The sequence below is a fragment of the Streptomyces sp. NPDC030840 genome, from assembly GCF_055572015.1.
Genome location: NZ_JBVIEE010000001.1, coordinates 503728 through 515882, shown reverse-complemented (window position 1 = coordinate 515882; position 12155 = coordinate 503728). Strand labels below are relative to the sequence as shown.

The window sequence follows — 12155 nt, the reverse complement described above, 5'->3', positions numbered from 1 at the left end:
GTGGACGGGCGCGGGCGAAGCGGCAGGGCCGGCCGCAGGCTGAGCGCCAAGGCCGGTCGGCTCCGGGGCGGCCGAGGCGGGCGCCGACGGGGCGACGGGGCCGGTCAACGCCGGGCCGACGGGGCCGGTCAACGCAGGGGCGGCGGGGCCCGGCGCCTGGACGGCTGGGTCCGTCGTGGGGAGGGCGGGGCGGACGGGCGCGGGCGAAGCGGCAGGGCCGGCCGCAGGCTGAGCGCCAAGGCCGGTCGGCTCCGGGGCGGCCGAGGCGGGCGCCGACGGGGCGACGAGGTCGGTCAACGCCGGGCCGACGGGGCCGGTCAACGCCGGGGCGACGGGGCCGGTCAGCGCCGGGGCGGCTGGGCCCGGCGCCTGGGCGGCGGGGTCCGGCGTGGGGAGGGCGATGCGGACGGGCGCGGGCTGGGGGGTGGAGGGGGCTGTCAGGGCCGCGACCGCGTGGGCGTCGGTTTCCGGGCCGGGGTGCAGGCTCAGCAGGCGGAAGGTGCGGGCGGCCGGGGCCGGGAGACGGTCGTAGGACCAGGAGAAGACCGCCTCCACGGCCGCGCGGCGGTCGCCGCCCGCGTCGAGGAGGTCCAGGCGCCGCTGCTGGTCGGCCAGTTCCGTCACCAGGTCGGCGAGGGTCAGGGACGGGCGGGCACCGGCCAGTTCGGCGGCGACGCGCAGCGCCAGCGGTAATCGCGCGCACTGCTCGGCGAGGGCGGCGGTCGCGGCCGGCTCGGACGCGGCGCGCGGGCCCACGAGCGTCCGCAGCAGGGCGACCGCGTCCGGCAGCGGGAGCGGGGGCAGGGTGACGCGGCGGGCTCCGTTCAGCGCCACCAGGCCGGCCAGGCTGCTGCGGCTGGTGACCAGGACGGCGCAGGACGACGAGCCGGGCAGCAGCGGGCGGACCTGCTCCTCGGACAGGGCGTTGTCCAGGACCACCAGCATCCGGCGGCCCGCCGTCCCGCTGCGGTACCGGCTCGCGCGCTCGTCCACGTCGAGCGGGATCGCGTCGCCGGGCACCCCGAGCACGGTGAGGAACCGGGTGAGGGCGTCGCCGGGCGGCATGGGCCTCTCCGGGTCGTAGCCGCGGAGGTTGACGTAGAGCTGGCCGTCGGGGAACCGGTGCCGCATCCGGTGCGCCCAGTGGACGGCCAGCGCGGTCTTGCCCACCCCGGCCGTACCGGAGACGACCGTGACGGCCACGGCCGTGGGGCTGCCCTCCGTGCCGGTCAGCAGCCGGTCGAGTGCCGCCAGTTCCGTGTCCCGGCCGGAGAAGTCGGGTACGTCGGCGGGCAGTTGCGCGGGGAGCGGAACCGCCGTGGGGGCGTGGGCCGGTCTTCGCTGCGGGGTGGGCTCCTGAGCCGTCGCGGCGGGGGCCGGGTGGCGGCGCAGCAACGCCGCGTAGGCACCGGCCAGTTCGGGCCCCGGGTCGACGCCGAGTTCGTCGGCCAGCCGGCGGCGGCTGCCGCGGTACACGGCGACCGCCCGGTCCCGGCGGCCGACGGCCTCGTACGCCCGGATGAGCCGGGCCTGGGCGTCCTCGTCCAGCGGCTGGGCCGTCGCGGTCTCCTCCAGGACGGGGAGGGCGTCGGCGCCCCGCCCCGCCGCGAGCATGGCGTCGCCGTACTGGGCGATCACACCGCGCCGCTCCCCCGCCAGGGCGACCACCATGGGGTGGGCGGCGAGGAACGGCAGGTCGGCGAGCGGGGGTTGCTGCCACAGGGCGAGCGCGTCGGCGAGCAGTGCCGCGGCCCGCTCCGGCTCGCCGCCCCGCCGCGCGGCCTCCGCCGAGGCGACCAGGTCGCGGAAGCGGAGCAGGTCGATGGCGTCGTACGGGACACGCAGCGCGTACCCGTCACCGAGCCGGGGCAGCACCGTGCTCGGCGCGCGCGGCGGGCGGCCGGGCTCCAGCAGCCGGCGCAGGTGCTTGATGTGGGTCTGGACGACGTTCGCCGCGCTCGCCGGGGGCCGCTCGCCCCACAGGGCGTCCGCGAGCCCGGAGAACGGCAGTCTCTGTCCGCGGGCGACGGCCAGCAGCGCCAGGACCGCGCGGCGCTGAGGTGAGCCGAGGTCGAGGCGTACACCGTCGCGCCGGACGTCGACCGGCCCGAGTACCTGGATGCGCATGAGGCCCCCCGGGCCGCCGTTATTCACAGTTCCCCCACCGATCGCCCCTTCTTTACCCTCGTCGGCGACACATGCGGAAGGCACATTCCGGCCCAACGCCGTACAGCCGCCACTCCCATTCGCAGACCGCGCCCACACCGGATGTGCCCGGGCCCCAGTTTTTCGCCGGAGTTCTCGCCGCGGTTCTCCTCGCCCGGGGCGGCGGACGCCACGGCCCCGGGGAACCGTCAGGCGGTCGCGTCGCCCTCCCGTTCCAGCGCGATCGCGTGCAGCTTCTCCAGGCGCTCGCGCGACTGTTCGTCGGCCGGTGCGTACGTCACCATCCGCGGCCCGTTGTGCGGGCTGAGCCAGAGGTCGGTGTGGTCCAGGGTGAGGGGGCCGACGTGGGCGTTCACGAACTGCTTGCGCTTGCTGTGGGCGCCGACCACCTCATGGCGGTCCCAGGTCGCGCGGAACTCGGCGGACTCGGTGCGCAGCCGCTTCAACAGGGCCTTCCACGCGGGGTCGGAGAGGTTGCCGGCCATGGCGGCGCGCAGCTTCGCGGCCATGAGCCGGGTCGTCTCCTCCAGGTGCACGATCGACGAGCGCCACTCCTCGTGGGTGTGGGCGAGGACGATGCAGTTCAGGTCCTCGGGCGGCACCGTGTCGAGGTCGCAGAGCAGCAGGCCGTACGTGCGGTTGTAGGCGAGGATGTCGTACCGGCTGTTCTGCAGGCAGGCCGGGAACGGCTCCAGTTGTTCGAGGATCGCCCGCTGCGCCGCAGTGACCGACGGGCAGTTGCTGCCCGGCGAGGGATCGACCGCCCCGGCCAGGTTGAACAGGTGCTCGCGCTCGATGGGGTCGAGGAGCAGGGTGCGGGCGAGGGCGTCGAGGACCTGCACGGAGACCTGGATGTCCCGGGCCTGTTCGAGCCAGGTGTACCAGGTGACGCCCACCGCGGAGAGCTGTGCGACCTCCTCACGGCGCAGCCCGGGCGTACGGCGGCGGCGGCCGCGCGGCAGGCCGACCTGCTCGGGCGTGATGTGCTCCCGGCGGTGGCGCAGGAACGCGGCGAGTTCGGTGCGACGGAACTCCGACTCCTGTGCCGCGCGGGGCCGTTGCGTCGCCGGCTCCCGCGCGGGCCGGGGTTGTGCTTCGGTCGCCCGTACCGCCATGGTCGTCATGCCTCCAGCCTGCCGCCGCGCGGAACCTGTTGCCAGGTAGTCCTGGTACCAGGATAAGGAGACTCTGGTACCAGGCTCAGCGGCGTACGAACCTCGTCCACGTGACCGATACAGAAGCCATCTCCACCACCCCCGTCCGCGCCCCCACCGCCCCGCCGTCCGTACTCGGCGGCCTGGGGCTGTTCACCGTCCTGCTCGGCGCGGCCCTCCCGCTCATCGACTTCTTCATCGTCAACGTGGCCCTGCCGACGATCGGTCGCGACCTCGCCGCGAGCGAGACGGTCCTGGAACTCGTCGTCGCCGGGTACGGACTCGCGTACGCCGTGCTGCTGGTGCTCGGCGGCCGTCTCGGCGACCTCTTCGGGCGGCGCCGGCTCTTCCTGTGGGGCATGGCCGCCTTCGGGCTGACCTCGCTGGCGTGCGGACTCGCCCCTGACGCCTGGTCGCTGGTGGCGGCGCGGGTCGCGCAGGGCGCCGCGGCGGCGGTGATGCTGCCGCAGGTGCTCGCCACCATCCAGTCGACGACCTCCGGCACGCGCCGCGCCCGCGCGATGAGCCTGTACGGCGCGACGGCCGGACTCTCCATGGTGGCCGGGCAGATCCTCGGCGGCGTCCTCGTGGCGGCGACGCCGCTTGCTTTTCTTGGGGGCGCGGGCGCCGGCTGGCGTTCGGTGTTCCTGGTGAACGTGCCCGTCGTCGTGGTCGGCCTGGTCCTGGCCGCGCGTGCCGTGCCCGAGACCCGCTCGTCCCACCCGGAGCCCGTGGACGGCCCCGGCACGGTCCTGCTGGCCGTGTCCCTGCTGACCCTTCTCGCGCCGCTCACCGAGGGCCGGGCGGCGGGCTGGCCGCTGTGGACGTGGCTGGCGCTGGCCGCGTTCCCGTTCGCTGCCCTCGCCTTCTACCTGGTCGAGCGCAGGGAGGACCGCCTGGGCCGGACGCCCCTCGTACCGCCCAGCCTCTTCGCCCTCGCGTCCCTGCGCCGGGGCCTGGTCATGATCGTGCCGTTCTCGCTGGGCTTCAGCGGGTTCATGTTCGTGATCGCGGTGGCGCTGCAGCAGGGTGCGCGGCTGGGGCCGGTCGAGGCGGGTCTCGCTCTCTCCCCGATGGCGGTGTCGTTCTTCTTCGTCTCGCTGGCCGGTCCGCGGCTGGTCGCCCGGTACGGCACCCGTGTGGTGACCGTGGGCGGGCTGGTCCAGGCGGTGGGCGTGGCTCTGATGGCGTTCGCCGTGTGGCGGACCTGGCCCGACCTGACCTGGCTGCCCCTCCTGCCCGGCATGACGATCGCGGGCGCCGGTCAGGCCCTCCAACTCCCCGTCGTCCTCCGGCTCGTCCTCTCCGAGGTCCCGCCGGCACGGGCGGGCGTCGGCAGCGGCGTCATGGTCACCACCCAGCAGTCGGCCCTCGCCCTGGGCGTGGCCACCCTGGGCACCCTCTTCCTCTCCCTGATCCCGGCGATGGGCATGGGCAACGCCCTGGTGACGACACTCCTCGTCCAACTGGCGGGCATCGCGCTGACGGTGACGCTCAGTCTGCGACTGCCGAGGACGATCAGCTAGGGCAGGTTCCAGGATGTGAGCGCCGTGCGGCAGCACTGAGTTCGAACTCACCACCCCCTGACCCCCTGTTGATGTTGGTCTTGCTGCACACTCCTTGCGGCACAAACAACCAGAAGGCTCAACAACCCCTGGAGTACCGAGCGTCGCCAGGAGGCGTCATGCTGGAGATCAACACGAGCAAGGTGACCCGCTGGGACCAGCACGGGCGCGAACACACCGTCCGGGTGGAACGCGCGGGCGTGCAGCGCACGATCAAATGCGACACGTGCGGCTGGCGGAAGGGCGCCCAGTTCCTGCCGTGGCTGAAGGCGGAGGAGCACCTCGCCGAGGAACACCAGGCGACGGTGGACCCCAGGTCGGAGTGATCACCCAGGTCGGAGGTGACCCGCACCTCCTGGTGCGGGCCGGGCGGCGGCGTCCGGGAACGCCGAAGGGGCGGCGTACGCGACGGAGTGTCGGTGTACGCCGCCCTCGGATGGGACGGGGTGCGGGAGGCGGCCCGCGCTGTCATGGCGGTTACTTCGGGTCGCTGTTGAACTTCGAGGTCGACCAGAAGTAGCCGAGCACCGCGAGACCCAGGCACCAGGCGACGGCGAGCCATCCGTTGTGGCCGATCCCGGTGCCGAGCAGCAGGCCGCGCAGCGTCTCGATGGCCGGAGTGAAGGGCTGGTACTCGGCGATCGGCTGGAACCAGCCCGGCATCGCGTCGACCGGGACGAAGGTGCTGGAGATGAGCGGCAGGAAGATCAGCGGCATCGCGTTGTTGCTGGCGGCCTCGGCGTTCGGGCTGACCAGGCCCATGCCGACCGCGATCCAGGTGAGCGCCAGGGCGAAGAACACGAGCAGCCCGAAGGCGGCGAACCACTCCAGGACGGTGGCGTCGGTGGAGCGGAACCCGATCGCCACGCCGACGGCGCCGACGAGGACCACGCTGATGACCGACTGCAGCACGCTGCCGACGACGTGCCCGATGAGCACCGAACCGCGGTGGATCGCCATCGTGCGGAAGCGGGCGATGATGCCCTCGGTCATGTCGTTGGAGACGGAGACCGCGGTGCCGATCGTGGTGGAGCCGATGGTCATCAGCAGCAGGCCCGGGACGAGATAGGCGACGTACTGGGAGCGGTCGGCGCCGCCACCGCCGATGCCCGCGCTCATGGTGTCGCCGAAGATGTAGACGAAGAGCAGCAACAGCATGATCGGCGTCAGCAGCAGGTTCAGGGTGAGGGACGGGTAGCGCCGGGCGTGCAGCAGGTTGCGGCGCAGCATCGTGGACGAGTCGCGCACGGCGAGGGAAAGGGTGCTCATCGGGCAGTCTCCTTGGGCTGGTTGGGGACGTCGGCCGGGCCGGTGAGGGCGAAGAACACGTCGTCGAGGTCGGGGGTGTGCACGGTCAGCTCGTCGGCCTCGACGCCGGCGGAGTCCAGCCAGTCGAGGACGGACCGCAGTTCGCGCTGGCTTCCGTCGCTGGGGATCTGCAGGGCGAGGGATTCGTCGTCCCGGGCGGCCTCGCGCAGGGCGACGGCGGCACTCTGGTAGGCAGCCGGGTCGGTGAAGCGGAGCCTGACGTGTCCGCCGGGGACGATCCGCTTGAGCTCGTCGGCGGTGCCCTCGGCGGCGATCTTCCCGTCGTGGAGCACCGCGATGCGGTCGGCGAGTTCGTCGGCCTCCTCCAGGTACTGGGTGGTGAGGAAGACGGTGACGCCGCCGGTGACGAGCTCGCGGATGATCTGCCACATGGTGTGGCGGGAGCGGGGGTCGAGGCCGGTGGTGGGCTCGTCGAGGAAGATGATCCGCGGGTCGCCGACCAGGGTCATGGCGATGTCCAGGCGCCGCTTCATGCCGCCGGAGTACGTGGAGGCGGGCTTCTTCGCGGCCTCGGTGAGGTCGAAGCGCTCCAGCAGCTCGGCGGTGACCCGCCGCCCCTCCCGCTTGGACAGGTGGTGCAGGTCCGCCATGAGGAGCATGTTCTCCTCGCCGGTGATCAGGCCGTCGACGGCGGAGAACTGCCCGGTGACCCCGATCGCGGCGCGCACGGCCTGCGGGTCGGCGGCCAGGTCGTGGCCCGCGACCTGGGCCTGCCCGCCGTCGGCGGTGATGAGCGTGGACAGGATCTTCACGGCGGTGGTCTTGCCGGCACCGTTCGGGCCGAGCAGGGAGAAGATCGTTCCTTCCGGGACGGCCAGGTCGACGCCGTCCAGTACGACCTTGTCGCCGTAGGACTTGCGCAGCCCGTTCGCCGCGATGGCCGGGTTGGTCATGAGGGGTACTCCTTGGGAAGCTGCGGGCGGTTACAGGCTGCGGGCGGTGATGTCGCCGTAGGACGTGGTGGCGTGGATGTCGAGGCCTGCGGCGCCGGTGTTCTCGAGGGTGTTGTGGACGCGGCCGTAGGTGGTGCCGGCGTCGAGGGTGGCGGACACTCCGCGGGCGGCGCCGACGGTGACGTCGCCCTGCTGGGTGCTCAGCGTGAGGGTGCCGCGCGCGGCCTCGGCGACGTTGATGTGGCCCTTCTGGACGCTGATCTCCCCGGGGCCGGTGAGGCGGCCGACCGAGACGTCACCGGCGAGTGCTGCGAGGCGGACGCTCGCGGCCTCGTCGAGCTTGACGGCGACCTGCTCGCCGTACGCGCCCTCGAAGGCGACGTCACCGAGCCGTCCGACGCCCCGGAACTCGGCGGCGGCCGCCTTCGCCTCGACGCGGGAGCCGGCGGGCAGCTGGACGGTCACCTCGACGGATCCGGAGTCCCCGAGGATCCGGTTCTTCGCCTTGGGTGCCTCGATCCTCAGCACCCCGTCGCCGTAGGCCACCTCGACCTGCTCCGCCGCCTTCACGTCACGGCTCCTCGAGGCGTTGGCGGGCAGGACCTCGACCGTGGTGTCGGCCCGGTCGGCGGCGATGAACCGGATGCGGCCGGCGGGGATGGCGAGGACGGCGGTCACCGGGGCGGAGGTGTCGAACTTCTGCATCGTGCGCTCCTTCATCTGGTCGCGAGCCCCTTCGGCTCGTCGTTTCCGATGACGAAAACGCTACGTTGCATTCATGGATATGGCAACGCGATCGTTGCGCACATCATTCATTTATGCAGGTGAAAGCAGGGAAATCGTTGCAACAGCCTCGAAGATAACGCAACAGCTCTGCACGCCTCTCGTTGCAATGAATTGGAGTGAACGCTAGAGTGGGGGCTCCACGGACCACGAAGGAGACCGCGATGCCGGGAGGCAGGCTCACCCAGCAGGAACGTCAGCAGATCGCGTCGGGGCTGGCCGACGGCCTCGCCTACGCGGAGATCGCCAGACGCCTCGACCGCCCGACCTCGACCATCACCCGCGAGGTGATGCGCAACGGCGGCCCCACCAGCTACCGCGCCGACCTGGCCCACCGCGCGACCGAGCACCGCGCCCACCGGCGCAGGAAGGCCGTGCCCCGGGGGCCGGAGGTGCCCCCGCAGGCCTACGGGCGCGACGCCGAGGCGGTCCGCGCGTACGAGGAGACGTTCACCACCGTCATGATGGCTTCGGGCATGCCCAAGATGATGGCCCGGGTGATGGCCTGCCTCACCCTCGCCGACACGGGCACCCTCACCGCGTCCGACCTCGTCCAGCGCCTCGATGTCAGCCCGGCGTCCGTCTCCAAGGCGATCGCGTTCCTCGAGAGCCAGGGCATGGTCCGCCGGGAGCGCGACGAACGCCGCCGCGAGCGCTACGTCGTCGACGACGACGTCTGGTACCAGTCGATGATGGCCAGCGCCCGTTCCATCGCCCAGATGGCCGAGACCATGCGGCAGGGCGTCGGCGTCCTCGGCCCGTACACCCCGGCCGGCACCCGCTTCGAGAACATGGCCCGTTTCCTCGACTTCGTCGGCGAGAGCACCGCCCGCGCCGCGGAGCAGGCCCGCGAGATCCTCCACACGGCACCCGGAACGCCCTCGGACGCCGCTGCCGGGCCAAGCTCCTGACGAACGCTGTGGGGCAGGGTCAGGAGCCCGGGCCCTCGTACCGCTCGTCGAGCGCGGCGGCGACCCGCTCCATCACCCGCTGCCAGTGGGCGCGTTGACGCTCGCGCTCCTCGGCGCTCGCCATCCGCTCCTGGTGGAAGCGGAGCACGGTCCGGCCTCCGGCGGCGGCGGTGAGGGCGACCTGGACCGTGGTGGGGCCGTACGTGACGCGGATGCGGTCGCCCGGCCGGTAGCCGCGCACCTCACCGCCCACGCCGGCATCGGTCTCGTACGGACTGCCGGGCTCCGGGGCGAGCTCCGCGCCGGGCCCGAGCCACAGCGCCAACCCGTCCGTACCGCTGATGAACTCCCATACGGCGGAGCGGGGCTGGCGCAGGGTGCGGGAGACACCGATCTGCCAGCCGGCGTCCCTGGTGAGTCCGATGGGCATGACGGTCACCCTTTTCGGAGTTCGTCCTGCGGTTCTTCCTGGGGCTTTTCCTGCTGTTCTCCCTTGGGTTCTTCCCGCGGTTCTTCCTGCGGTTCTTCCGGACGCCCTCCAGGCCCTTCCCCGGCCCGGCGGGCGCGCAGGGCCCGCACCTTGTGGAGGTTGCCACAGTGCTCCATGGAGCACCAGCGACGCCGGCCGGGCCTGGAGGTGTCGACGTAGACGAGGTAGCAGCGTTCGCCGGAGCACATCCGGACGCGCTCGGCGTACGGCCCGGTCAGCAGTTCGACGGCGTCGCGGGCGACGGTGGACAGGAGCTGGGCCCCGCCGGCCACCCCGGCCCACTCGCGCCGTCCGCCGTCACCCCCGATCACGGGGACCAGCGGCGGATGCGCGGCGGCCTCGTTGATGACGTCCAGGTCCGCACGCCCACCGCCCGCCACCCCGAACTCCGGCAGCCCGCCGCGGACACGCGCGACGGCGACACGGAACAGCGCGTCCCGGACCCGGCGGGCGTATGCCACGTCCCGATCCGTGACATCGAGCGCGGGCGTGGGCGTGAGCCTCGACCGCCCCGCCCAGGCGACCAGGTCGGCGGGCGCGTGGAGCACCTCGAACCTGCGGAAGGCACCGGGCCCTCCGGTGACGAGCAGTTCGAGGCAGAGGGCACCGGGGTCGAACCGGTAGGAGGCCCCGGAGTGGGACCGCAGCACCATCCCTGACACGCGCGACACCTCCGACCAGTGGACGCCCGACCCTCGTAACCAATATAACCAGTTACATGAGAGCTGCTCTGAACTGGAAGCTGGTCATCGACACCCGGGACGCCCAGACGCAGGCGGACTTCTGGGCCGCGGCCCTGCGCTACGAGGTGGAGGACCCGACCGCGCTCGTCGGCCACCTCCTGTCGTCGGGCGACCTCCCCGAGGCGGCGGTCACCGAGCACAACGGCCACCGCGTCTTCCGGGGCTACGCCGCCGTGCGGCACCCCGAGGACCCGTACGACCCGTTCACCGGCGTCGGAAAGGGCCGCCGCCTGCTCTTCCAGGACGTCCCGGAGCCGAAGACGGTGAAGAACCGCCTCCACATCGACATCCACGCCGAACCAGGCGGCCTCGACACGCTGGTCTCCCACCTGGAGTCCCTGGGCGCCAACCGCGTACACGAAGTGGACCAGGGCCCCGCGGGCCACTGGTGGGTGATGCTCGACCCCGAGGGCAACGAGTTCTGCGTGGCGTGAGGCCGGAGCACCCGAGCCGCGGGGCCGTCAGGCCTTGAGGCCCCGCACCAGCAGGTCCACCACGGCCTGGAAGTCGTCCTCGGTGCCGGGCTGTTCCCACTCGGAGGAGTAGCGCGGGTCGTGGAAGCGGCGCGAGGCGTGGAAGAGGGCGCGGGCCGTGGTCTCGGGGTCGTGGGCGGTGAAGGTGCCGGCGGCGACGCCCGCCTCGACGATCCGCCGCAGCTGGCCGACCAGATCGGCGATGTGCTCGCCGACGGCGTCGCCGTTCTCCTCGGTCAGCACCATGTACGTGGCGAAGAGCTCGGGGTCGTCACCCGCCTTGCGGCGCTTGGCCGCGAACAGGACCGAGAACCACTCGCGCAGCCGGACCTCCGGGTCCCTGTCCTCGGCGGCGATGCCGGCGAGGACATCGGTGGTGCGGTCCAGCCACCGCTTCGTCACCGCCTCCCGCAGCGCCGCCTTCGTACGGAAGTGCCGGTAGACACTGCCGTGGCTGACACCGAGCGCGCGTGCCACGTCCACCACGGTCGCCTTGGCGGGGCCGTGACGGCGCAGCACCTCCTCGGTCGCTTCGAGGATGCGCTCGGCGGTCAGGGTCTGCGGGGTCGGGGCCATGAGTCAGACCGTACCCGGAGGGGCGGTCAGCGCTCGCTGTCGAGGTGTGCCATCTGGGCCGCCCCGTAGCGGTCGCCCGCGGCGGCACCCGCCGGCACGACGTCCTCGATCGCCGCCAGGTCGGCCGCGTCCAGGGTGACGTCCAGGGCGCCCAGCGCCTCGGCCAGCCGGTCGCGCCTGCGGGCGCCGACCAGCGGCACGATGTCGTCGCCGCGCGAGAGCACCCAGGCGATCGCGATCTGGGCGACGCTCACGCCCTTCTGCTCGGCGATCTTCCGCAGCGCCTCGACGAGGCCGAGGTTGTGGCGGAGGTTGTCGCCCTGGAAGCGGGGTGAGTGCGCGCGGAAGTCGTTGGCGGCGAGCTGCCGGTCCTCGGTGAAGTGGCCGGAGATCAGGCCACGGGACAGCACCCCGTACGCCGTGATGCCGATGCCCAGCTCGCGCGTCGTCGGCAGGATCTGGTCCTCGATGCCGCGTGAGATGAGCGAGTACTCGATCTGGAGGTCCGCGATCGGGGCCGTGGCTGCGGCGCGCCGGATCGTCTCCGCGCCGGCCTCGCTCAGTCCGATGTGCCGTACGTATCCCTTCTCCACCAGCTCCGCGATCGCGCCGACCGTCTCCTCGATCGGCACGCCGGGGTCGATCCGGGCGATCCGGTAGACGTCGATGTGGTCCACACCGAGACGCTGGAGCGAGTACGCGGCGAAGTTCCTGACCGCGGCCGGCCGGCCGTCGTACCCGAGCCACTCCCCGTCCGGGCCGCGCAGGGCGCCGAACTTGACGCTGGTGAGCGCCTGTTCGCGCCGCGCCGCCGGGGCGGAGCGCAGGGCCTCACCGATCAGCATCTCGTTGTGGCCCATGCCGTAGAAGTCGCCGGTGTCGAGCAGGGTCACGCCCGCTTCGAGCGCGGCGTGGATCGTCGCGACGGACTCGGCCCGGTCCGCCTCGCCGTACAGCGCGGACATGCCCATGCAGCCGAGGCCGAGAGCGGAGACCTGGGGGCCGGTGGTGCCGAGGGGGCGGGTTTGCATGAGAGCTCCTTGGGGTCCCGTGAGCCGTGGGGCGGGCCGCT

Annotated in this window: 13 protein-coding genes; 4 read left to right on the top strand and 9 right to left on the bottom strand. The window is 72.7% G+C overall.

The window, feature by feature from the left end; all coding sequences use genetic code 11:
• Together ACZ49J_RS02160 and ACZ49J_RS02155 are read right to left on the bottom strand one after the other, a co-directional pair.
• The coding region (locus ACZ49J_RS02160) for an AfsR/SARP family transcriptional regulator (protein WP_468347676.1) at positions 1–2127 on the bottom strand (2127 nt) is incomplete at its 3' end.
• A gap of 227 nt (positions 2128–2354) precedes the next feature.
• The gene (locus ACZ49J_RS02155) at positions 2355–3290 is read right to left on the bottom strand and encodes a helix-turn-helix transcriptional regulator (protein WP_467447314.1); all 936 of its coding nucleotides are present in this window, start codon (positions 3288–3290) and stop codon (positions 2355–2357) included.
• A gap of 101 nt (positions 3291–3391) precedes the next feature.
• On the opposite strand from ACZ49J_RS02155, the gene ACZ49J_RS02150 reads away from it, so the two are divergent.
• Complete coding sequence (locus ACZ49J_RS02150) at positions 3392–4846, top strand: MFS transporter (protein ID WP_467447313.1); 1455 nt, start codon at positions 3392–3394, stop codon at positions 4844–4846.
• A 158-nt stretch (positions 4847–5004) separates the two neighbouring features.
• On the top strand, positions 5005–5211 hold the full coding sequence (locus tag ACZ49J_RS02145) for a hypothetical protein (protein ID WP_467447312.1): 207 nt from the start codon (positions 5005–5007) through the stop codon (positions 5209–5211).
• A 151-nt stretch (positions 5212–5362) separates the two neighbouring features.
• On the opposite strand, the gene ACZ49J_RS02140 is transcribed toward ACZ49J_RS02145, so the two are convergent.
• The 3 genes from ACZ49J_RS02140 to ACZ49J_RS02130 are packed head-to-tail and all read right to left on the bottom strand — an operon-like array spanning position 5363 to position 7812.
• Positions 5363–6154, bottom strand: a complete 792-nt coding sequence (locus ACZ49J_RS02140; protein WP_467447311.1) for an ABC transporter permease — start codon at positions 6152–6154, stop codon at positions 5363–5365.
• A complete protein-coding gene (locus tag ACZ49J_RS02135; protein WP_467447309.1) occupies positions 6151–7107 on the bottom strand; it encodes an ATP-binding cassette domain-containing protein in 957 nt (318 codons plus the stop codon). Before ACZ49J_RS02135 ends, ACZ49J_RS02140 begins: the two co-directional genes overlap by 4 nt.
• A 30-nt stretch (positions 7108–7137) precedes the next feature.
• On the bottom strand, positions 7138–7812 hold the full coding sequence (locus ACZ49J_RS02130) for a DUF4097 family beta strand repeat-containing protein (RefSeq protein ID WP_467447307.1): 675 nt from the start codon (positions 7810–7812) through the stop codon (positions 7138–7140).
• 242 nt (positions 7813–8054) lie between these two features.
• Between ACZ49J_RS02130 and ACZ49J_RS02125 the strand changes: the two genes are divergently transcribed.
• Positions 8055–8801, top strand: coding sequence for a GbsR/MarR family transcriptional regulator (locus ACZ49J_RS02125; protein ID WP_467447306.1), 747 nt, complete (start codon positions 8055–8057; stop codon positions 8799–8801).
• Between the two features lie 19 nt (positions 8802–8820).
• On the opposite strand, the gene ACZ49J_RS02120 is transcribed toward ACZ49J_RS02125, so the two are convergent.
• Positions 8821–9231: an SRPBCC family protein gene (locus ACZ49J_RS02120; protein ID WP_467447305.1), complete on the bottom strand. Its 411-nt coding sequence runs from the start codon at positions 9229–9231 to the stop codon at positions 8821–8823.
• Between the two features lie 5 nt (positions 9232–9236).
• Positions 9237–9944, bottom strand: a complete 708-nt coding sequence (locus tag ACZ49J_RS02115; RefSeq protein WP_467447685.1) for a CGNR zinc finger domain-containing protein — start codon at positions 9942–9944, stop codon at positions 9237–9239.
• Between the two features lie 65 nt (positions 9945–10009).
• Between ACZ49J_RS02115 and ACZ49J_RS02110 the strand changes: the two genes are divergently transcribed.
• Entirely contained in the window at positions 10010–10468 is a 459-nt protein-coding gene (locus ACZ49J_RS02110) for a VOC family protein (RefSeq protein WP_467447304.1), read from the top strand.
• 27 nt (positions 10469–10495) lie between these two features.
• On the opposite strand, the gene ACZ49J_RS02105 is transcribed toward ACZ49J_RS02110, so the two are convergent.
• Both ACZ49J_RS02105 and ACZ49J_RS02100 read right to left on the bottom strand, forming a co-directional pair.
• A complete protein-coding gene (locus ACZ49J_RS02105; protein WP_467447303.1) occupies positions 10496–11083 on the bottom strand; it encodes a TetR/AcrR family transcriptional regulator in 588 nt (195 codons plus the stop codon).
• 26 nt (positions 11084–11109) lie between these two features.
• Entirely contained in the window at positions 11110–12114 is a 1005-nt protein-coding gene (locus tag ACZ49J_RS02100) for an aldo/keto reductase (protein ID WP_467447301.1), read from the bottom strand.
• Between the last annotated feature and the right edge of the window lie 41 nt (positions 12115–12155).